General features: G+C 72.0%; 15 protein-coding genes. 10 read left to right on the top strand and 5 right to left on the bottom strand.

The genetic code is table 11. The annotated features are described in order from the left end of the window. The coding region (locus ACL06G_RS20785; RefSeq protein WP_412786406.1) for a M4 family metallopeptidase at window positions 1-835 on the top strand (835 nt) is incomplete at its 5' end. A gap of 156 nt (window positions 836-991) precedes the next feature. On the opposite strand, the gene ACL06G_RS20780 is transcribed toward ACL06G_RS20785, so the two are convergent. Next, window positions 992-1,510 (bottom strand): YceI family protein, encoded by a 519-nt coding sequence (locus ACL06G_RS20780; RefSeq protein WP_412786407.1) that lies wholly within the window; start codon window positions 1,508-1,510, stop codon window positions 992-994. 181 nt (window positions 1,511-1,691) lie between these two features. Here ACL06G_RS20780 and ACL06G_RS20775 point away from each other — a divergent pair, with 181 nt between their 5' ends. Then, window positions 1,692-2,891, top strand: a complete 1,200-nt coding sequence (locus ACL06G_RS20775) for a sensor histidine kinase (RefSeq protein ID WP_412786408.1) — start codon at window positions 1,692-1,694, stop codon at window positions 2,889-2,891. Window positions 2,892-2,893: 2 nt separating this feature from the next. Next, window positions 2,894-3,544 (top strand): response regulator, encoded by a 651-nt coding sequence (locus tag ACL06G_RS20770; protein ID WP_412786506.1) that lies wholly within the window; start codon window positions 2,894-2,896, stop codon window positions 3,542-3,544. A 5-nt stretch (window positions 3,545-3,549) separates the two neighbouring features. Here the strand turns inward: ACL06G_RS20770 and glgP are convergent, their stop codons facing one another. Both glgP and ACL06G_RS20760 read right to left on the bottom strand, forming a co-directional pair. Then, entirely contained in the window at window positions 3,550-6,132 is a 2,583-nt protein-coding gene (glgP, locus tag ACL06G_RS20765) for an alpha-glucan family phosphorylase (protein ID WP_412836468.1), read from the bottom strand. 207 nt (window positions 6,133-6,339) lie between these two features. Next, window positions 6,340-6,660, bottom strand: coding sequence for a hypothetical protein (locus ACL06G_RS20760; protein ID WP_412836467.1), 321 nt, complete (start codon window positions 6,658-6,660; stop codon window positions 6,340-6,342). Window positions 6,661-6,995: 335 nt separating this feature from the next. Between ACL06G_RS20760 and ACL06G_RS20755 the strand changes: the two genes are divergently transcribed. Continuing rightward, the gene (locus ACL06G_RS20755) at window positions 6,996-8,159 is read left to right on the top strand and encodes a PucR family transcriptional regulator (RefSeq protein ID WP_412786411.1); all 1,164 of its coding nucleotides are present in this window, start codon (window positions 6,996-6,998) and stop codon (window positions 8,157-8,159) included. A gap of 83 nt (window positions 8,160-8,242) precedes the next feature. Here the strand turns inward: ACL06G_RS20755 and ACL06G_RS20750 are convergent, their stop codons facing one another. Then, window positions 8,243-9,814 carry an alkaline phosphatase D family protein gene (locus tag ACL06G_RS20750; protein ID WP_412836466.1) on the bottom strand — a complete coding sequence of 524 codons (1,572 nt, stop codon included), beginning with the start codon at window positions 9,812-9,814 and terminating at the stop codon, window positions 8,243-8,245. Between the two features lie 425 nt (window positions 9,815-10,239). Between ACL06G_RS20750 and ACL06G_RS20745 the strand changes: the two genes are divergently transcribed. The 4 genes from ACL06G_RS20745 to glgB all read left to right on the top strand — a co-directional run bounded on the left by ACL06G_RS20745 (window position 10,240) and on the right by glgB (window position 18,185). Further along, a complete protein-coding gene (locus tag ACL06G_RS20745) occupies window positions 10,240-12,279 on the top strand; it encodes an alpha-1,4-glucan--maltose-1-phosphate maltosyltransferase (protein ID WP_412836465.1) in 2,040 nt (679 codons plus the stop codon). Further along, window positions 12,276-14,081, top strand: coding sequence for a maltose alpha-D-glucosyltransferase (treS, locus tag ACL06G_RS20740; RefSeq protein WP_412786414.1), 1,806 nt, complete (start codon window positions 12,276-12,278; stop codon window positions 14,079-14,081). Before ACL06G_RS20745 ends, treS begins: the two co-directional genes overlap by 4 nt. Before the next feature lie 164 nt (window positions 14,082-14,245). Beyond that, complete coding sequence (locus ACL06G_RS20735) at window positions 14,246-15,739, top strand: maltokinase N-terminal cap-like domain-containing protein (protein WP_412836464.1); 1,494 nt, start codon at window positions 14,246-14,248, stop codon at window positions 15,737-15,739. A 64-nt stretch (window positions 15,740-15,803) separates the two neighbouring features. Next, on the top strand, window positions 15,804-18,185 hold the full coding sequence (gene glgB, locus ACL06G_RS20730; RefSeq protein WP_412836463.1) for a 1,4-alpha-glucan branching enzyme: 2,382 nt from the start codon (window positions 15,804-15,806) through the stop codon (window positions 18,183-18,185). 85 nt (window positions 18,186-18,270) lie between these two features. Here the strand turns inward: glgB and ACL06G_RS20725 are convergent, their stop codons facing one another. Continuing rightward, window positions 18,271-19,608, bottom strand: a complete 1,338-nt coding sequence (locus ACL06G_RS20725) for a cation:dicarboxylate symporter family transporter (RefSeq protein WP_412836469.1) — start codon at window positions 19,606-19,608, stop codon at window positions 18,271-18,273. Window positions 19,609-19,868: 260 nt separating this feature from the next. On the opposite strand from ACL06G_RS20725, the gene ACL06G_RS20720 reads away from it, so the two are divergent. Beyond that, complete coding sequence (locus ACL06G_RS20720; protein ID WP_412836462.1) at window positions 19,869-21,548, top strand: sensor histidine kinase; 1,680 nt, start codon at window positions 19,869-19,871, stop codon at window positions 21,546-21,548. Then, complete coding sequence (locus tag ACL06G_RS20715) at window positions 21,545-22,264, top strand: response regulator (protein WP_412836461.1); 720 nt, start codon at window positions 21,545-21,547, stop codon at window positions 22,262-22,264. Before ACL06G_RS20720 ends, ACL06G_RS20715 begins: the two co-directional genes overlap by 4 nt. Window positions 22,265-22,274 lie beyond the last annotated feature (10 nt).

Genomic DNA, 22,274 nt, shown 5'->3' with positions numbered 1-22,274 from the left:
GGCCGTGGAGTTCTACGCGAACAACTCCTCCGACCCGGGCGACTACCTCGTCGGCGAGAAGATCGACATCTTCGGCAACGGCGAGCCGCTGCGCTACATGGACGAGCCCAGCAAGGACGGCAGCTCGCTCGACTACTGGTCCTCCGGCGCCGGCAACTCCGACGTGCACTACTCGTCCGGCATCGCCAACCACTTCTTCTACCTGCTCTCCGAGGGTGACGGGCAGAAGACCGTGAACGGCGTGACCTACGACAGCCCGACCTACGACGGGCTGCCGGTGACCGGCATCGGCATCGGCAAGGCCGAGAAGATCTGGTTCAAGGCCCTCTCCGAGAAGATGGTCTCCAGCGAGTCCTTCGCACAGGCCCGGACCCACACCGTCGAGGCCGCCGCCGAGCTGTACGGCACCGACAGCCCCGAGCAGCTGGCCGTCGAGAACGCCTGGGCCGCCGTCAACGTCGGCGACCGTCCCGGCGGCTCCGGCGACCCGGGCGCGGACTTCGAGAACACCACCGACGTCTCCATCCCGGACGCCGGTGCGGCCGTGACCTCCTCGATCGCCGTGAGCGGTGTCGGCGGCAACGCTCCCAGCGACCTGAAGGTCAGCGTCGACATCAAGCACACCTACCGCGGTGACCTGGTGATCGACCTGGTCGCTCCCGACGGCACCTCCTACCGCCTGAAGGACAGCGCCTTCGACTCGGCCGACGACGTGAACACCACGTACACGGTCGACGCCTCCTCGGAGAGCGCAGACGGCACCTGGAAGCTGCGCGTCCAGGACGTCTACAGCTACGACACGGGCTACATCGACAGCTGGGGCCTGACCTTCTGAGCGAAGGTCCACCCCACCTCCGGTGAACGCCGATGAAGGGGGCCGGTTCCGCGGTACGTCCGCGGAACCGGCCCCTCCCCCGTTGGTGCCCACCGGCCCCCGCCGGCCCCGCCGGTGGACTCCCCCTGATGCCTTCCACCCCCTGGTGGGAGGCAGTCACCGGTAGGTACAGAAGACCTCCGCGGTGACGTCGAGGTGACGCCCCGCCAGGCCGGGGGCCGCCGTCACCCCGAACTCGGTGCGGTCGAGTCGCGTCGTGGCCCGTACGGTGAAGCCGTCCGGCCCGGAGACGGTGTACTCCCGGATCTCCAACCGGACCGGACGGGAGACGCCCAGCACCGTGAGGCCACCGGACACTCCGGCCTCGTCCACCCGCTCCGAGGAGAAACGGAAGACCGGGTGCCGGTCGGTGTCCAGGAACTTCGCCGACCGCACGTCGCGATCCCTGCGGGGATTGCCGGTGCGGAAGCTTCCGGCGTCGATCTCGACTTCGATGCAGGAGTCCTGCAGCGGTTCGGCCACGTCCACCGTGCCGGACCGGAGGGCGAACGTGCCCCGGACCGGCAGCAGGCCGAAGAGGTGCCGGCCCGCGAACCCGATGCGCGACCTTTCGGTGTCGATCGCGCAGCGGCCGAGCCGGGGGCGCTTCGTGGTGGATCCTCCGTGAGCGTTCATGTCCTCGAGGACACCACCGGCCGGCGGGTCGGCGACAGAGCAGGACGTCGCGTCCCGCACCGACGAACGGCCCGGCGCCACCGGGCACCCCCTCCTTTCGTAGGGCCCGGCACCCTACGACCGTCCCGGGTTCCCCCGCGCCCGGGCCGCGGCGCGGCGAAGGTGCCCTACCGTGAGCGGCATGAGAGCAGCGGCGTGGCACCAGCGCCACCACCTGGCCACCGATCTGGCGCTCGCGGTCCTCTTCGCGGCACTGGACACCGCGACCACCCTGGCCGGAGCGACCTGGTGGCCCGCGGCCCCGTCGCCGACGGCGTGGGCACTGCTCGCCGTGCAGGCGGCCGCCTGCCTCGGCCTGGTGTGGCGCCGACGCGCACCGATACTGGTCGTGGGCGTCCTCGCTGCCTTCACCCTGACGGTGACCCTGCTGATCTCCCCGCTGGGCCTGATCGTGCCGCAGACGCCCGGCAATCTGTGGATGCCGTACGCCACGGTGCTCGCCGCCTACAGCCCGATGCTGTACTGCGCCGACCGGCGTACGGCCCTCCTGTCGCTCGGCGTGCTCGCGGTGATCGTCTCCCGCGTGTGGGAGTGGTCCTTCCCGGTCACCGTCGTCGGGCTGCTCAGTGTCACCGTCGGCCCGCTGCTGGCGCTGTACTTCGACGCACGGCGACGGCTGGTGCGCGCCCTCACCGAACGGGCGGAGCGCGCCGAACGGGAACGCCATCTCCTCGCCGAGCAGGCCCGTGCCGAGGAGCGCGCCCGCCTCGCCGGAGAGATGCACGACGTCGTGACGCATCGACTCAGTCTCATGGTCCTGCAGGCCGGAGCCTTGGGCGTGACCAGCTCCGACACCGCTGTGCGGCAGATCGCCGAGGAACTCCGGGCCGGCGGGTGCCAGGCGTTGGAGGAACTGCGGGACCTGGTGGGTGTGCTCCGGACTCCCCGGGAGGTGGCCGTCTCACCCACCGATGCGGACTTCGCCCAGTTGATCGAGGAATCCAGGTCCGTCGGCCTCACCGTGGAGCTCCGCCAGGAGGGCGACCGTTCGCTGGCGTCGCCCGTGGTGGGCCGCACCGCCTACCGCATCGTGCGGGAGGCACTGACCAACGTGCGCAAGCACGCGCCCGGAGCGGAGGTGACGGTGCAGGTCCACTACGGGGACTCGCGGGTACGCCTCAGTGTGCACAACACCCCGGCGGTCCAGGACCCCGCACGCAGCGGCCTGGCCGCGACCGGCTCCGGCTCGGGCATCGCGAGCCTGCGGCAGCGTGTCGAGCTGGTCGACGGGGAGTTGCGGGCGGGCAGCTCGCCGGACGGCGGCTTCCGGCTCGAGGCGGTCCTGCCTGCCTTCGTGGCGACGGCGGAAGCGGCGGTGTGACGGTGGTCCGGGTAGTGGTCGTGGACGACGAACCGATGGTGTGCCGGCTGCTGCGCACCATCCTCGACTCCGCCGACGACATCGAGGTCGTCGGCGAGGCGCACGACGGCGCGGCCGGTGTGGAGGCGGTGCGCCGCCACCGGCCTGACGTCGTGCTGATGGACCTGCGGATGCCGGGCACCGACGGTCTCACCGCCATCGACGCCCTCGGCCGGGACACCGACCCGCCGGCCGTGGTGGTCCTGACGACGTTCGACGCCGACACCTACGTGCGGCGTGCGCTGCGGGCCGGTGCCGTGGGCTTCCTGGTCAAGTCGACTCCGCCGGAGGAGTTGATCGGGCTGGTACGGGTGGCCGCGGAGGGCCACACCGTGCTCTCCGCGGCCGCCGCCCGCCGGCTGGTGGCCGGCCCGGACGACCAGGACGCCCGTCGGGCGCGGGCGCGGCGCCTGGTCGCCTCGCTCACGGAGCGGGAGCAGGAGGTGCTGTCGGGCCTCGGCGAGGGGCTGTCCAACGGGCGGATCGCGGCGCGGCTCCACCTCTCCGAGGCCACCGTCAAGGGGCACGTGTCCCGCGTGCTGGACAAGCTGGGCTGCCGGAACCGCACCCAGGCCGGGTTGACCGCGCGGGACGCCGGCATGACGGAACGCTGAGCACCTCAGCGCAGCAGCACTCCCGGCGCGGCGCGGGGGTCCGTCCCGTCCGGGGCCGCGGGAGCCGCCACCAGGCCCAAGTCGGCCGGCACCGGCAGCAGCGGGTGGGCGGGCAGCACGCGGACCGTGTAGCCGAACGAACCGGTGCGGTCCAGCGCCAGCGGGCCCTGGAACGTCCAGCGGCCCTCCATGTCCGGTCCGCCGTCGGGCTTGAGCACCACTCGCACGGTGTCCGGATCGACGAGGGCATCGGAGTCGTCCACCCGCCCGGCGACAGCCTGCACCTCCACCTCGTCCGGGGTGAGCGCCCCCAGGGCCACACGGACCCTGACCGTCAGCGAACCGCCGAGTTCCAGCGAGGAGTTCTCGGCCCCCGCACCGGCGTGCTCCACCCGGTCCACCGCGACGCGCGGCCACTCGCGGCGCACCCGGGCCTTCCACTCCGCCAGACGTCCCGCGGCGGGACCGTCCAGCGCCCGGTGGGCGCGGGCCGCCGGGACGTAGAGGCGTTCCACGTACTCCCGCACCATGCGGTCGGCCGGAACCTTCGGGCCGAGGCGGCCCAGGGTCTGCCGCACCATGTCGATCCACCGGCCGGGCAGGCCGTCACCGGCCACGCCGCGGTCGTAGAAGCACGGTGCCACACGGTCCTGCACGAGGCGGTAGAGCGCGTCCGCCTCGATGTCGTCGCGCCGTTCGTCGTCCGCGGCGGCCTGTCCGTCCGCGGTGGGAACGGCCCACCCGAAGTCCGGCTCGTACCACTCGTCCCACCACCCGTCGAGGACCGACAGGTTGAGGCAGCCGTTGAGGGCGGCCTTCATCCCGGAGGTGCCGCACGCCTCCAGGGGGCGCAGCGGATTGTTCAGCCAGACGTCGCACCCGTGGTACAGCTTCTGCGCCATGGCCATCCCGTAGTCGGGGAGGAAGACGATGCGGTGGCGCACCCGCGGGTCGTCCGCGAAGCGGACCAGGTCCCGGATGAGGCGCTTGCCGCCGTCGTCGGCGGGGTGGGCCTTCCCCGCGACGACGATCTGCACCGGCCGGGTGGGGTGCAGCAGCAGACGGGTGAGGCGCTCCGGGTCGCGGAGCATCAGCGTGAGCCTCTTGTAGGAGGGCACGCGCCGGGCGAAACCGATGGTGAGCACGTCCGAGTCGAGCACGCCGTCGATCCACCCCAGTTCGGCGCGTGCGGCGCCCCGGCGGCACCACGAGGCATGGAGCCGCTCCCGGACCTCGTGCACCAGCTGTTCCCGCAGGGCGCGGCGCATCTCCCACAGTTCGGCGTCGGAGCGGCGGTGCGGGTCTGCGGGGACGCGTTCCGAGCGCCAGGTCGGCGCGTGGACGCCGTTGGTGACGGAGGTGACGGGCACTTCCGCGGGGTCGAACCCGGGCCAGAGCCCGGCGAACATCTCGCGGCTGACCCGTCCGTGGAGCGTGCTGACGCCGTTGGCCCGCTGGGCCAGCCGCAGGCCCATGACGGCCATGTTGAACAGGGTGGGGTCGCCGCCGTCGTAGGTCTCGCGGCCGAGTGCGAGGACCTGGTCGGCGTCGATGCCGGGGAGTTCGCCGTCCTCACCGAAGTGGCGGGCGACCAGATCGCGGTCGAAGCGGTCGATGCCCGCCGGCACGGGCGTGTGGGTGGTGAAGACGGTGCCCGCCCGTACGGTCTCCAGGGCGGCGTCGAACCCGGCACCGTCCGCGACACGTTCCCGGATGCGTTCCAGGCCGAGGAACCCGGCGTGGCCCTCGTTGGTGTGGAACACCTCCGGGGCCGGGTGGCCGGCGACCCGGCAGTAGGCCCGGACGGCACGGACGCCGCCGATGCCCAGGAGCATCTCCTGGAGCAGCCGGTGTTCGCTGCCTCCTCCGTAGAGGCGGTCGGTCACCTCGCGTTCGGCGGGCTCGTTGCCCTCCACGTCGGAGTCGAGCAGCAGCAGCGGCACCCTGCCCACCTGCGCGATCCACACCTGGGCCGCCAGCTGACGCCCTCCGGTGAGCGTCAGTTCGACGCGGGCCGGGGTGCCGTCCTCCTCGCGGAGTTTCTCGAGCGGCAGCTCGTCCGGGTCGATGACGGGGTAGTGCTCCTGCTGCCAGCCCTCGCGGGAGAGGCTCTGGCGGAAGTAGCCGTGCCGGTAGAGAAGACCGACGCCGATCAGCGGCACACCGAGGTCGCTCGCGGATTTCAGGTGGTCGCCCGCGAGGATGCCCAGACCGCCGGAGTACTGCGGCAGGGCGCTGGTGATACCGAACTCCGGGGAGAAGTACGCCACGGCGCGGGGGGTTTCTCCGCCTGCGCGCTGGTACCAGCGCGGCTCGGTGAGGTAGTCCTGCAGGTCACCCGCGGCGACGGCGAGCCGCCGCAGGAAGCCGCGGTCGGCTGCCAGTTCCGACAGTCGCTCGGCCGACAGGGAGCCGAGCGCCCGGACCGGGTCCGTGGCGGTGGTGTCGCCCGGCTGCGGGGCCGCGGTCCCGAACAGCGCGCGGGTGTCGGCGTGCCAGGACCAGCGCAGGTTGCGGGCGAGGTCGTGCAGCGCACTCAGGGCATCGGGGAGGACGGGACGTACCGAAAAGCGACGAATTGCCTTCACACCGTGACGGTACCCGTGGGCGGGCCCGTGCTCCGGCAGCCTGCACGCCCGCCGTTCGGGTGATGCGCGTCGACGGCACCGGCACCGGGCACGTCGCTGCGCCGGCGGAAGCTGCGGTCGTTCCGGCCCCTGCCCGTCGCCCGCAGGGTCCGGGAGCGCCCGAACCCTGGGCGACGAAGAGGTCGACGACGGCCTCCGGGGGGCGTGTCAGCCGGCCTTGGTGAGACGGTACTCGGTGGTCGGGAACCCGGCGTTGGCGCTGCACAGGTTGCTGCTGCGCGAGGCCGTCCAGTTCCAGCCGGTCGGCACCAGGCAGGCCCACATGCCTTCCGAGGGGGCGACGACGTTGTAGCTCATGCCGTTCGGCACCCCGCACCCGGCGTCCCAGGTCTTCCAGTTGTAGGTCATACCGGGAGGCACGGAGCACTGCCACGCCGCCTGGGCCGGTCCGGCCGTCGCCAGGCTCAGGCCGCCTGCCATCAGTGTGGTCAAGGTCGCCGCGGTCAGCGCCTTGCGCATCTTGCCCATGATTCGCTCTCTCAGCCGAGGGTGGCGCCGCTCGCCACCGGGAGACCACATCGGAGCAGGCGGCGGGCGCGTCCACAAGGTTCTCCCGTGCAACCGGAGCCGGAGCACCGGAACTCCTCCCACCCGGGCAACCGGGAACCGAGCTTCTTCCCAACCGGTCACTGTTCGCTCCCGGTGCCGCCTCTGCACCCTGGAGGATCGACCGTGCCGCCGCACGATCCCGGTGGTGCGTATCGGCAGCATGCCGACTACGCTTGCTCCGCGTCGCCGGGCCGTGCTGGGCTGCCGGCTCGCAGGGACCGTTCCGCCGGAGCGGTGGAGCGCGGGGAGCGACGATGGGTGATACGGCCTTCTTCGGGCGCCTCACTGCACGACGGGACGCCACTGCCGTCGCGATCCGCGACGAACTGATCCGTCACGTGCCCTCCTACGGCGCGCAGTCGGCGACACAGCAGTCGCTGCTGCTGCGCGAGGTGCACCAGACGTGGCGCCCGGTTCTGGACCGTGCCGCGAGCGACGAGCCGCTGGACGAGCAGGATCTGGCGGTCTACCGCTCCCTGGCCCGCACCCGGGCGCTGCAGGCCTTCCCCTTCGCCGACTTCCGTTCCGGTTTCGAGGTCGCGCACACCGCCGGCCTGCGGGAGTGCCTCGCTCTCGCCGAACCGGGAGACACCGTGCATCCGGTGGCCTTCACCCGGTGGGGAGTCCGTGAGCTGCCCCGTGTCCTGGACGCCGTCACGGAGAGCTACCTGGAGGCGTGTCGGCAGAGGGGGAGGCGGTCGGCCGCCCGTGAACTGCTCCTCGAGGCTTTGCTGGCGGGCCGCCGCCCGGCGGGTACATCTCCTCCGCCTGCTGGATACCTGATCCTGCTGTACCGGCCGGTGCCGGCGGACAGGCCCCGCCTCGACGGCCGGCAGACCGCGGCCGAGCAGGTGTTGCTGAAGTCGGAGGGTGCGCTCTGGCGCGGCGGCCCCTCCGTGGGTGGAATGACCCTGCTGGTGCCGGTGGAGGATCGTCCGGCGATTGCGCGGAAGACTGCGGCGGATCTGACGGAGGCGCTCGCAGAGGTCTGGGGGCACCGGCTGCGCGTGGCAGAGGCGTACGCCCCGACCGTGGGGGACATTCCGGCGGCCCACCACGAGGCCCGCCGTACCCTCGTGCTGGTCTGCGCGGCACCCGACGCGGAGAGCCGTCCGTACCGGGCCGAGGAGTTCCTGGTCGAGCTCGCCCTGGCCCGTCAGCCGGACATCCGGAAGCAGCTGACCCGCCTTCTCGAACCGCTCCGGAGCGGTACCGACCTGCGGCACACTCTCGAGGTTCTCTTCGACTGCGGCCTGGACCGCGGGCGGACCGCCGAGGCGCTGCACCTGCACCGGCGATCCCTCACCTACCGGCTGCAGCGCATCAGGCAGCTCAGCGGCTTCGACCCGACGACGGCCCACGGCATACAGGTCCTTCGGGCGGCGCTGAGCGCCGCCCGTCTCGCTCGGGACGAGTGACCCGGCGGCGTACGCGGCGCTCGGTGCTTCGTCGCCCTTGACGAAGCACCGAGCGGCACGGCCCTACCGGCCCGACGATGGGCTCATGCCTGCCGGGCCCCGGGCCGGCCGTCCTCGACGACCCACTTCGCGCGGGTGCGCACCGGGGCTCCGGGGCTGGTGACGTAGTCGACGACGCGGTTCTCGGCGGTCCATTCGGTGGGCGTGACGACGTTGCGCACGTAGCCGCGGCGCCGGTTGATGAAGCGGATGTGCGGATTCTCCTCGTACTGCGTGGCGTCGCCGGGCCAGTTCTCTACGCCGTCGCCGCCGCTGGAGATCGAGGTGCCGACGAGTTCCGTGGCCACGGTCGCGGAGGACGGGTCGTCGAAGTCGGCCTTGACGTCGTTGACGTACGAGGCGTGGACGTCACCGGTGATGATCACGGGGTTCGTGGTGGCGGGGGCGGCGAGGCGGTCGCGGACCTGCTCCCGCTCGACGTAGTAGCCGTCCCAGGCGTCGTTGCTGAACTCGGTGGCGGCGCCCGTGACGAAGTCGCGCTGCGAGAAGAAGACCTGCTGCGCGAGGACGTTCCACTGCGCGGTGGGGCCGGCCAGGTTGCCCAGCAGCCATTCCTTCTGACGGCTGCCGAGGATCGTGCGGGAGGGGTCCTTGCGATCGACGTCCTCCACCTGGTCGCTGCGGTACTGGCGGGTGTCGAGGACGTGGAGGTCGAGCAGGTGGCCGAAGGTGAGGCGGCGGAACATCTGCACGTCGGGTCCTACCGGGCGCTGGGAGCGCCGGAGCGGCATGTGCTCGTAGTAGGACCGGAAGGCGCGGGCCCGGCGCAGCAGGAACACCTCGGGGTCGGTACCGGAATCGGAGTCGTCGTCCGCCCAGTTGTTCTCGACCTCGTGGTCGTCGAAGACGGGGACCCAGGGGAAGGCGGCGTGGGCGGCCCTCAGGTCGGCGTCGGTCTTGTGCTGGGCGTGCCGGATCCGGTAGTCGGCCAGCGACCAGGTCTCGGTCGCGGGCAGGTGGCCGCGACCGATCTCCCCCTGGGCGGGCCCCTCGTAGATGTAGTCCCCCAGGAAGGCCACCAGGTCGAGGTCCTCCTCGGCGAGGTGGCGGTGGGCGGTGTAGTACCCGGCGGGATAGTTCTGGCAGCTGGCGAACGCGAAGGCGAAGCGGTCGACCCGGGTTCCGGGGGCAGGAGCCGTGCGGGTCCGGCCGACGGGGCTGAGCTCACCGGCGGCGCGGAAGCGGTAGAAGTAGTCGGCCCCGGGGCGCAGTCCGTTCGCCTCGGCGTGCACGGCATGGGCGCCCTCGGTGCCGGCGGTCTCCACGCCCTCGGCGACGATCCGCCGGAAGTGTTCGTCCTCGGCGACCTGCCACTGGACCGGCACGGAGCGGTCCGGCATGCCGCCGAGGCCGTCCGCGGCCAGCGGTTCCGGGGCCAACCGGGTCCACAGCACGACGCCGTGCGGCAGCGGATCCCCGGAGGCGACGCCGAGTGTGAACGGGTCGCGCACCGGTTTCGCGCCCCTCCGGGTGGCGGCGCGGGCGCTGGGGACTGCGAGCGAGGAGGCGGCGAGCGCGCCGGCGGCCCCGGCGGTGAGCAGGTTTCGGCGGGAAAGGGACGGTCGGGACTGTGACGCTCTGCGGGACAGGGACATCTGCGGCCCTCCGGTCGTGGGTCGGTCGGCCCGCCCATCGGTGCGTGACGGGGCTGCGCACCATCAGGTCATGCGCGGCTGACCCCTCCGTCACGGGCGCGTGAACGGGCTCCCTCGACCTGGCTGCGTGCACGTTGCGCGTCCCGTTACGCACCCTGGGTTGTCCAGCCTTCTTTTCGGACTGTCTTTCTGATGGCGCGTCATCTGCGACGGTGGGTCCCCGCGCCGCCCGTACGAGCACCTCCCGACGGCCGGATCCCACTCCGACGGCCGACCTGCCGCCACTCGCCCGCCGGAACCACGCCCGCATCACCCGAAGGGATGAAGCGGTGGCGCGCGAGAAGTCGCGCAACCTCGCGGGCTCCTACGCAGCGGATAGAAAAGGCAAATGCCCTCATACGCCCGCAGAATCCCCAGGTGACTCCATGATCGGACGCATCCCCGTGCTGGATGTCCAACCCCTCGTCGACTGCGGGCGGCGCCCCGCCCGGGCCGTCGTGGGCGAGACGTTCACCGTCTCCGCCACCGTCTTCCGCGAGGGGTACGAAGCGGTGGGAGCCAACGTCGTGCTGCGTGACCCCGCGGGACGTCAGGCCCCGTGGACTCCGATGAGGGAGCTCGCGCCGGGCAGCGACCGGTGGGGGGCCGAGGTCGCCCCCGACGCCGAGGGCCGCTGGACCTACCTGGTCGAGGCCTGGAGCGACCCGCTGGAGAGCTGGCGCAGGTGCGCCCGCGTCAAAGTGCCCGCCGCGCTGGACGTCGAGCTGACCCTGTCCGAGGGCGCCGAGCTCCACGAACGCGCGGCTGCCGGAGTGCCGAAGAACGACGGTCGGTCCGTCGTACTGGCAGCGGTCGACGCGCTGCGCGACCCGAAACGCTCCGGGGCTGCACGGCTCGCCGCCGCGCTGGCCCCCGAGGTGGTGGAGGTACTGGGCCGCCACCCGCTGCGGGAACTGGTCTCCACCTCGCTCTCGCACGCCCTCCAGGTGGAACGCCGACGGGCGGCGTACGGCTCGTGGTACGAGATGTTCCCCCGCTCGGAAGGCGCTCGGCTCCGGGACGGGCTGCCGCCCGCCCCGGGAACGCTGCGCACCGCGGCGGACCGGCTGCCCGCCGTCGCCGCCATGGGATTCGACGTCGTGTATCTGCCACCCGTCCACCCCATCGGCACCTCCTACCGCAAGGGCCCGAACAACGCACTGGCCGCGGGACCGCACGATGTCGGGTCGCCCTGGGCCATCGGCTCCCCCGACGGCGGCCACGACGCCCTCCACCCGGACCTGGGCACCTTCGCCGACTTCGACCACTTCGTGCAGCGGGCGCGGGAGCTGCGCATGGAAGTGGCGCTCGACTTCGCGCTGCAGTGCTCCCCGGACCATCCGTGGGTGCACAAGCATCCGCAGTGGTTCCGGCACCGGGGCGACGGCACCATCGCGTTCGCGGAGAACCCGCCCAAGAAGTACCAGGACATCTATCCGCTCTGCTTCGACGTCGACTTCCGCGGGCTGGTGCGCGAGACCCTCCGCGTGCTGCGCTTCTGGATGGAGCACGGTGTGCGGATCTTCCGGGTGGACAACCCCCACACCAAACCGGTGGTGTTCTGGGAGAAGGTCATCGGTGACGTGGGCCGCACCGACCCGGACGTGATCTTTCTGGCGGAGGCCTTCACCCGGCCCGCCATGATGCACACCCTGGCCAAGGTCGGCTTCCAGCAGTCGTACACCTACTTCACCTGGCGGAACAGCAAGCAGGAGCTCACCGAGTACCTGACGGAGCTCACCGGCGCGTCCGCCGCCTACATGCGGCCGAACTTCTTCGTCAACACCCCGGACATCCTCCATGCCTACCTGCAGGAGGGCGGCCGCGCCGCGTTCGAGGTCCGCGCCGTGCTGGCCGCGACGCTCTCCCCGTCCTGGGGTGTCTACGCGGGGTACGAGCTCTGCGAGAACACCCCGGCGGCGCCCGGCAGCGAGGAGTACCTGGACTCGGAGAAGTACCAACTGCGGCCGCGCGACTGGGAGGCCGCCGAGCGATCGGGCCGCACCATCTCCCCGCTGATCACCGCGCTCAACCGGCTGCGCCGCCGTCACCCGGCGCTGCAGCAACTGCGCGACCTGCACTTCCACGAGACGGACAACGAGCACGTGATCGCGTACTCGAAGCAGGCACGTGTACCGGGGAGCGAGCACGAGTCCACCACCGACACCGTCCTGGTGGTGGTCAATCTCGATCCCCACCGCGGCCACGAGGCCACGGTGTCCCTGAACACGGCGGTGCTCGGTCTGCCCTCCCCCGGGGACGGCGGCCCCACCGCGACCTTCCCGGTGCGCGACGAGCTCACCGGCGAGACCTACCACTGGGGCAGGGAGAACTACGTACGACTGGAACCGGGTCGGAGTCCGGCACCGGCGCACGTCTTCTCCCTGCGACCGTCCCCGTCGACCGGAGGGTCACCCACCACATGAGCGTCAACGAGCCCGTACCCGACACCTTCGAGGACACCCCCGCCCGGGACCGCGACCCGCAGTGGTTCAAACGCGCGGTCTTCTACGAGGTGCTCGTACGCTCCTTCCAGGACAGCAACGGCGACGGCATCGGCGACCTGAAAGGCCTCACCTCGCGGCTCGACTACCTGCAGTGGCTGGGCGTCGACTGCCTCTGGCTGCCGCCCTTCTTCAAGTCGCCCCTGCGTGACGGGGGATACGACGTCGCCGACTACACCGCCGTGCTGCCGGAGTTCGGGGACGTGGCGGACTTCGTCGAGTTCGTCGACAACGCCCACCAGCGCGGCATGCGCGTCATCATCGACATGGTCATGAACCACACCAGCGACCAGCATCCGTGGTTCCAGGAGTCGCGCAACGATCCCGACGGCCCCTACGGCGACTACTACGTCTGGGCGGACGACGACAAGCAGTACGCCGACGCCCGGATCATCTTCGTCGACACCGAGTCCTCCAACTGGACCTTCGACCCCGTGCGCCAGCAGTACTACTGGCATCGCTTCTTCTCCCACCAGCCGGACCTCAACTACGAGAACCCGACGGTGCAGGAGGAGATGATCTCCGCACTCCGGTTCTGGCTGGATCTCGGGATCGACGGCTTCCGTCTCGACGCGGTGCCGTACCTGTACGCGGAGGAGGGCACCAACTGCGAGAACCTCCCTGCCTCGCACGCGTTCCTCAAACGGGTGCGGGCGGAGATCGACGAGCACTATCCCGACCGGGTGCTCCTCGCCGAGGCCAATCAGTGGCCGGAGGACGTCGTCGACTACTTCGGGGACTTCGCCGAGGGCGGCGACGAATGCCACATGGCCTTCCACTTCCCCGTGATGCCGCGGATCTTCATGGCCGTGCGCCGGGAGTCGCGCTACCCCGTCTCGGAGATCCTCGCCAAGACCCCTCGGATCCCGTCCGGCTGCCAGTGGGGCATCTTCCTGCGCAACCACGACGAGCTGACGCTGGAGATGGTGACGGACGAGGAACGCGACTACATGTACGCCGAGTACGCCAAGGACCCGCGGATGCGGGCGAACATCGGCATCCGGCGGCGGCTGGCCCCGCTGCTGGACAACGACCGCAACCAGATCGAGCTGTTCACCGCCCTGCTGCTGTCACTGCCCGGTTCGCCGATCCTGTACTACGGCGACGAGATCGGCATGGGCGACAACATCTGGCTCGGCGACCGGGACGCGGTCCGGACTCCGATGCAGTGGACGCCCGACCGCAATGCCGGCTTCTCCACCTGCGACCCCGGCCGCCTGTTCCTACCGGCGATCATGGACCCGGTGCACGGCTACCAGGTCACCAGCGTCGAGGCAGCGATGAGCTCACCGTCCTCCCTGCTGCACTGGACACGGCGCATGGTGGAGGTCAGGAAGCAGAACCCCGCGTTCGGGCTGGGCACCTACACCGAACTGCCCTCCACGAACCCGGCGGTGCTGGCCTTCCTCCGTGAGTGGGAGGACGACCTGGTGATGTGCGTCCACAACTTCTCGCGGTTCGCGCAGCCGACGGAACTCGATCTGAAGAAGTTCGACGGCCGCATGCCGGTGGAGCTGGTGGGCGGGGTGCGCTTCCCGCCGATCGGTGAGTGGCCCTACCTGCTGACCCTGGCCGGCCACGGCTTCTACTGGTTCCGGTTGCACCCCCGGCCCGCCGGTGCCACAGCTCCGAAGCCCTCCCAGGCCGAGGCCTCGGCACGTGCCGAGGTGGAAGCAGCCGCCCGCGCCCACGCCGCCCCGGCCGCGGCGCCCCCGAACCTCTGACCCGCACCGCGGCGCCCTCCCGACCACCGTGGCGGGGCGCCGCGGCCACCTTCCGCCCTCAGCCGAGCGGCGGACCCGCGGGCGACACGGCCCGCGCCGAGGGACAGCGGGTACCGCTGTACGGGACACTCACCCCGTATCGTGCGTTTCGGTGAAAGGACGACATGCCGGACAGAACTGCGTCACTGACCGCACCGACCGGCCGTAGTGCGTCGCACGAACGCGGCACCGAGCTGCTGCGCTCCCTCGCCCCGGCACTGACCGACTGGCTGCCCAGGCAACGCTGGTTCGCCGGACGAGGACGCCGGCCCGGCGCTCTCACCCTGGTAGCCGCCACCGAACTGCTGCCGCTGCCCGACACCCGGGGCGACCGCGGCGCGGCAGGCCCCGCGTCCACTCCCGGTCTGCTGCACCTCCTCGTGCGAGCCGCGCCTCCGGCGGATCACCGGGGCGAGGACGACGCAGCCGACTGCTATCAACTCCTGCTGGGAGTACGGCAGGTGCTGCCACCGGACTTCGCGAACGCCCGCATCGGGAGCCCGGCGGCCGGACCGCTGTGCGGCCTCACCGTGTACGAGGCACTGCACGATCCACGACTCGCCGCGGTCCTGCTGGAGCGACTCCGCGTCCCGGGACGCTTCGGCCCGCTGCGCTTCGCACACGGCCCCGGGGCCGCGGCCCCCGCAGGCCTGCCGGGGCGGCCGCTCGACACCGACCAGTCCAACTCGTCGGTCGTGTTCGGCACGTCCCACATCCTGAAACTCTTCCGCCGAGTCGGCCCCGGAGTGAATCCGGATCTCGAACTGCCGCTCGCCCTGAGCCGCCAGGGCTGCGACCGCGTCCCCGTCCCCACCGCGTGGTTCGAGACGGCCGATCCGGAGGGCCGCGGCGCGTCACTCACCCTCGGCGTCCTCCAGCCCTACCTTGCGGACGGCGACGACGGCTGGCAGTTCGCGCTGCGCACGCTCGCCGACCGTGCCGACTTCACCGGCCCCGCCCACCGCCTGGGCGGCACCACCGCCCAGGTGCACGCCGGCCTGGCCGAAGCCTTCCCGGCCACCGTCCTCGACGGGGACCGGCTCCGGCGGACCGCCGCCGCCATGACGGCCAGGCTGGAGGACGCGGCACGCGCCGTGCCCGCCCTGCGCCCGCACCGCGACGGAGTGCAGGCGGCGTTCACCGCACTGGCCGGCCTGGCAGACGCCGGGCAGTACCGGTCCGCGCAGCGGATCCACGGCGACCTCCACCTCGGCCAGACCCTCCACACACCCGACGGCCGGTGGACCCTGATCGACTTCGAGGGCGAGCCCGCCCGCCCCCTCGCCGAGCGACGCACACCGCAACCGGCCGTGCGGGACGTCGCCGGCATGCTGCGGTCGTTCGACTACGCGGCCGCCTGCCGCCCGACGGACACGCGGCCGGGTGCACAGCACGACTCCTGGGCGCAGGAATGGGCGACGGCCGCCCGAGCCGCGTACTGCGCCGGCTACGCCGCCATCACGGGCACCGACCCGCGTGAGGACGCCGTGCTGCTGCGGGCGTTCGAGACCGACAAGGCCGTCTACGAGGTGCTCTACGAGGCGCGCCACCGCCCGGAATGGTTGCCCGTCCCACTGGCCGCGATCCGCCGCCTGGCCGCGGCTCCCTCCGCCCCGTGACCCGCCGCGGGCTCCCCGCCGTGGCGCCCCCACGCCCACTCCGACCCGCCCGGGAGGCCGCACCGTGAGATCCCGTCCCGACCGCCCCCTCGACTCCTCCGCCGCTTCTGCCACCCCGACAGTCCCGCAGCACGGCAGCACGGTGACCGGCGGCCAGGCCGCGCTGTTCGCCGCCGCGGCGCACAGCGCGGCCACGCTGCCGACCGCGCCGCCGGGCCACCGCGGCACCGCGGCCGGAAGCTCCGCCGGGCTGCGGCAGCCGGAGCCGCTCTCCGGCCGGGAGCGGGAGCAGCTGCTCGACGGCGGGCATTACGACCCGCACGCGCTGCTCGGCGCCCACCAGGAGCGCGGCGGTTACGTGGTCCGGGTGCTGCGCCCGTTCGCCCGGTCCGTCACGCTCCTCGCCACCGGGCTGCGGACCGAACTGCGCAGCGAGGGCGGCGGCCTGTTCTCCGGACTGCTGCCGATCCCCGAGCTCCCCGCCTACGAACTCCTCGTGCGCTACGGCGATTCCCCCTCGACAGCGAGCGAGGTGAGGACGCAGGACCCGTACTGCTTCCTGCCCTCGCTCGGCGAACTCGACCTGCACCTGATCTCGGAGGGCCGCCACGAACAGCTGTGGCAGGCGCTGGGGGCCCACCCGATCACGCACGAGGGCGTCGCCGGAACCCGGTTCACCGTGTGGGCCCCGAACGCGCGGGGCGTACGGCTCGCCGGCGACTTCACCAGCTGGGACCCCACCGCACACCCCATGCGATCGCTGGGCTCCAGCGGGGTGTGGGAGCTGTTCGTGCCCGGTGTGGGCGAGGGCACGCTGTACAAGTTCGAGGTGATCGGGCACGACGGCTCGCGCTCCCTGCGCGCCGACCCGATGGCCCGCCGCACGGAATGCCCTCCCGCGACCGCCTCCGTGGTCACCGCCTCCCACCACCGGTGGCAGGACGCCGAGTGGCTGGCACAGCGGCGGGACACGGAGTGGCACACCGCCCCGCTGTCCGTGTACGAGGTGCACCTGCCCTCGTGGCGGCCCGGTCTGACGTACCGCGAACTGGCCGAGCAGCTCCCCGCGTACGTGAAGGATCTCGGCTTCACGCACGTCGAGCTGATGCCTGCGGCGGAGCACCCCTTCGGCGGCTCGTGGGGGTACCAGGTCACCGGCTTCTACGCCCCCACCGCACGCATGGGGACCCCGGACGACTTCCGGCTCCTCGTCGACGCCCTGCACCGGGCGGGCATCGGCGTCCTGATGGACTGGGTCGCCGCGCACTTCCCCAAGGACGACTGGGCGCTGGCACGGTTCGACGGCACGCACCTGTACGAGCCCGCCGACCCGTCGCGGGCCGAGCACCCGGACTGGGGAACGCTGGAGTTCGACTACGGACGCCGCGAGGTCCGCAACTTCCTGGTGGCCAACGCCCTGTACTGGTGCGAGGAGTTCCACATCGACGGACTGCGCGTCGACGCCGTGGCCTCCATGCTCTACCTCGACTACTCCCGCGAGGACGGCCAGTGGTCCCCGAACGTCCACGGCGGACGGGAGAACCTGGACGCGGTGGCGTTCCTGCAGGAGATGAACGCGACGCTGTACCGCCGCTGTCCGGGCGTGGTCACCATGGCGGAGGAATCCACGGCCTGGGACGGCGTCACCCGGGCCACGCACCACGACGGCCTGGGCTTCGGCTTCAAGTGGAACATGGGCTGGATGCACGACTCGCTGGTCTACATGTCCAAGGACCCCGTGCACCGCCGCCACCACCACGGCGAGATGACGTTCTCCATGGTCTACGCCTACTCGGAGAACTACGTGCTCCCCATCTCCCACGACGAGGTGGTCCACGGGAAGGGAGCCCTGGTCTCCAAGATGCCCGGGGACTGGTGGCAGCAGCGCGCCAACCACCGCGCGTACCTCGGTTTCATGTGGGGGCACCCTGGCAAGCAGCTGCTGTTCATGGGGCAGGAGTTCGCCCAGGGAGGCGAGTGGTCGGAGGCGACCGGACCGGACTGGTGGCTGCTGGACCCGGCGTACGCGGCCGAACCGGACCACCGCGGGGTACGGGATCTGGTCCGCGACATGAACCGCCTCTACCGCGGGACACCCGCGCTGTGGCAGCGGGACACGGACCCGGCGGGGTTCGCCTGGATCGAGGCCGACGCCCGCGACGACAACGTGTTCGCGTTCCTCCGCTTCGACGGGGCGGGACGGCCGCTGATGGTCGTCTCCCACATGTCCCCCGTCGTCCGCGAGGGAACACGCCTCGGTGTGCCCGCCGTCGCGGGCTCGGACGGCTGGCGGGAGCTGCTCAACACCGATGCTGCCGCCTACGGCGGCAGCGACGTCCGCAACGGGGCCCGGATCGCCGCGGAGCCCGTCCCGGCGCACGGCCGGGACCACTCACTCACGCTCACCCTGCCGCCGCTGTCGACACTCTGGCTCCGCCCGGCCTGACGCCACGTCAGGTCTTGTGCCCGTGCCGGTACGGCGCACCCCTTCCGGGTGGCCGTACCGGCACACGCGTGCCGGGCGCTCCGCGTCAGCCGACCCGCGCCGGCTCCTCCTTCTCGGTGGAGACCGGGTCCCCGCCCTGCTCGGCGTCGTGTGCCGCCCGCCCGGCCGCCTCGTCGCCGGAGTCGAGCTGCGACTCGTCGAACGGCAGCCTCCCGGCGAGCACCTCGGAGGCCCGCTGCCTGTCGATCTCCTTGGTCCAGGTGCCGACGAGCACCGTCGCCACGGCGTTGCCGGCGAAGTTGGTGAGCGCACGGCACTCGCTCATGAAACGGTCGATGCCCACGATGAGGCCGACACCGTCGACCAGGTCGGGCCGGTGGGACTGCAGGCCGCCCGCGAGCGTGGCGAGACCGGCGCCGGTGACGCCCGCCGCCCCCTTGGAGGCGATGACCATGAAGACGAGCAGCGAGATCTGTTCGCCGAGGGCCAGCGGGTTGCCGGTGGCCTCCGCGACGAACAGGGATGCCATCGTCAGGTAGATGGCCGTGCCGTCGAGGTTGAAGGAGTATCCCGTCGGCACCGTGATGCCCACGACGGGCCGGCTGACGCCGAGGTGCTCCATCTTCGCGATCAGGCGCGGCAGCGCCGATTCGGAGGAGGAGGTGGAGAGGATCAGCAGGAACTCCCGGCCCAGGTACTTCAGCAGCGTGAAGATGTTGACGCCGGCGACGAGGCGCAGCACCAGGCCCAGCACGACGAACACGAACAGCAGGCAGGTGGTGTAGAAGCCGAGCATGATCACGGCGAGCGACTTGAGCGCGTCGAGACCGGTCTCGCCGACGACGGCGGCGATGGCGCCGAACGCACCGACCGGGGCGACCCACATGATCATCCAGAGCACGCGGAACACCAGCTTCTGCAGGTGGCCGATGCCCCGCAGGATCGGTTCACCGGCGGTGCCCATGGCCTGCAGCGCGAAGCCGACGAGCATGGCCACCAGCAGGGTCTGCAGCACCTCCTCGCCGGTGAGCGCCGAGAAGAGCGTGGTCGGGATGATGCCGAGCAGGAAGTCCGTGGTGCTGCCACTGCCTCCTTCGGCCTCCGCGGCGCCCGCCTTGGCGGCCTCGGCGGTCAGGTCGAGCCCGGAGCCGGGTTCGAGCAGGTTGCCGACGATCAGGCCGATCGTCAGCGCCACCGTCGACATCACCAGGAAGTAGCCCAGGGCCAGACCGCCGACCGCGCCCACCTTGGCGGCCTTGCGGACCGACCCGATGCCCAGGACGATCGTGCAGAAGATGATCGGGGAGATCATCATCTTGATCAGGCTGACGAAGCCGGACCCGAGCGGCTTGAGCCCGACGGCGAGGTCGGGGGCGGTGAAGCCGACCAGGATGCCGGCCAGCACCGCGGCGATCACGGCGATGTAGAGATAGTGCGTACGGTCCCGCTTGCGCCGGGACTGCGAGGCCGCTGAGGACGCTCCCTCGGTGTCCTGCGGCCGGGTCTCGGACGGCGGCTTCTGGCCTGGCACGTCGACTCCTCGGGGTGTGCGGGCTGTCTGGATCCCGGCGACTATGCACCCCCGGCGTGGCACAGGTCACGGTTGCGTGCATTTCGTGCACGAGAACGGGGGGCGTGCACCGGGCATGCGCTTTCGGAGCCGGCGCGTGCACACTGGCCGACATGCGTGTCCCCCGCCCCCGCAGCCTGGCCGGCCAGCTCTTCGCGATGCAGGTCGTGCTGGTCGCTCTGCTGGTGGCCGGCTGCGCGACCTACGCCTGGGCGAACGACCGCGAGCAGGCGGAGCTGTCGGCTCAGCGGCAGGCCACGGCCACGGCCACGGCCGTGGCGGACTCCCCCTCGGTGCGTGCGGCGATACGCACCGAGAATCCCACGAAGGTGCTGCAGCCGTACGCCGAACGCGTCCGCCGGGACACCGGAGTGACCTTCGTCACCATCATGGATCCCCACGGCACGCGGTGGACGCACCCGACTCCCGAGGAGATCGGGGGCACCTTCGTCGGGCACCGCGGCCCCGCTCTCCGGGGACGCACGTTCCACGAGACCTACACCGGCACGCTCGGACCGTCGGTGCGCGTGGTGACCCCCGTGCGGGACGGCGGGGAGATCGTCGGACTGGTCAGCGCGGGCATCGCGGTGGAGGAGATCAGCGAACAGGTCGGCCGGCAGGTCGGCACGCTCCTGGCCGTGGCCGGACTCGCACTGCTGACCGGCGGCGTCGGCACCTACCTCGTCAACGCCCGGTTGCGGCGCCACACGCACGGCATGAACGCCACCGAACTGAGCCGCATGCGCGACTACCACGAGGCCGCCCTGCACGCCGTGCGCGAGGGGCTGCTGATGCTGGACGGGCAGCGGCGCGTCGCGCTGCTCAACGACGGAGCACGGGAACTGCTGGGCCTGACGGGTGCCGTCGAGGGCGCGGGGGACGGCACCGGACGGGCCACCGGGGTCGTCGGCCGGCACGTGGCGGACCTCGGTCTGCCGCCGGGACTGACGGGGGCCCTGCTGGCGTCCGAGCGGCGGGTCGACGAGGTCCACCTGACCGACGACCGTGTCGTGGTGGTGAACACCTCCCCGGTCTCCGGCGGGGAGCAGCGCGGCACGGTGGTGACGCTGCGGGACCACACCGAACTCCAGGCGCTGGCGGGAGAGCTCGACACGGCGCGCGGCTTCGCAGAGGCGCTCCGCTCGCAGGCCCACGAGGCGGCGAACCGGCTGCACACCGTGATCTCCCTGATCGAACTGGGGCGGACCGGGGAGGCGGTGCGGTTCGCCACGGAGGAGCTCGAACTCGCGCAGGCCCTGACGGACCAGGTCGTGGCGGCCGTCGCGGAGCCCGTTCTGGCGGCGCTGCTGCTCGGCAAGGCGGCACAGGCCAACGAACGGGGCGTGGAGTTGACGCTGACGCCGGAGAGCCGCATCGACGACGGGCTCCTCCCGCCCGAGCTGCCGGCCCGTGATCTGGTCACGGTGGTGGGCAACCTCGTCGACAACGCCGTCGAGGCGTCGGCGCACCCTGCCGGAGCGGCGGAGCAGCCGGCCCGGGTGACGGTCACCGTGCTCGTGCACGAGAAGAGCGGTGGGCACGAACTCCTCGTGCGCGTGACCGACTCGGGCCCCGGCATACCGCGCCAGGACGTGGAGGAGGTCTTCCGGCGCGGCTGGTCGACGAAGGCGCGGGGAGGGGACAGCCGCGGCCTCGGCCTGGCGCTGGTGCGGCAGACCGCCCGCCGTCACGGCGGCGACGCGCTCGCGGCACACGCGGCCTGTGGCGGCGCCGAGTTCACGGTCCGTCTGCCGCTGCGCCCGGTGCCGCAGCCGACCGGGGGCAGCAGATGACGGGGCAGGGCGAGATCCGTGTGCTGGTGGTCGAGGACGATCCCGTCGCGGCCGACGCGCACGCGCTGTACGTCTCCCGGGTTCCCGGGTTCGCGGTCGCCGGCCTCGCGCGGACGCGCGCCGAGGCGGCACGCGCGCTGGAGCGCCTGCGGGTGGACCTGATCCTGCTGGACCTCTACCTGCCGGACGGGCACGGGCTGGCGCTGCTGCGCGCACTGCGGGCATCGGGGCACACCACCGACGTGTTCGCCGTGACCTCGGCACGCGATCTGACGGTGGTGCGGGAGGGTGTCTCGCTGGGCGTCGTGCAGCACGTCCTCAAGCCGTTCACCTTCCCGACGCTCCGTGACCGGCTGTGCCAGTACGCCGAGTTCCGCCACAGCACGGCGGGGAGCGACGGAGCGGGAGAGGCGCACAGCCAGGACGAGGTGGACAAGGCGCTGTCCGCCCTGCGCGCCCCGCGGCCCGTGACGCTGCCCAAGGGCCTCGCGGCGGCGACGCTGGAGGCGGTCACGGCCGCGCTCGGCGAGGCGGGGGACGCGGGGGTGACGGCGGCGGCCGCCGCCGAGCGTCTCGGGGTCAACCGCATCACGGCCCGCCGCTACCTGGAGCACCTCACCGTCACGGGGCAGGCGGAACGGCGGCCGCAGTACGGTCAGGTGGGCAGGCCGGAGTTCCGTTACCGGGCCACGGGGCACGGCACCGGCAGGTGGTGACAGGGGACGT

This window comes from Streptomyces callyspongiae, assembly GCF_047200695.1.
Taxonomy (GTDB): Bacteria; Actinomycetota; Actinomycetes; order Streptomycetales; family Streptomycetaceae; genus Streptomyces.
This window is presented reverse-complemented; position numbering and strand designations above follow the sequence as displayed.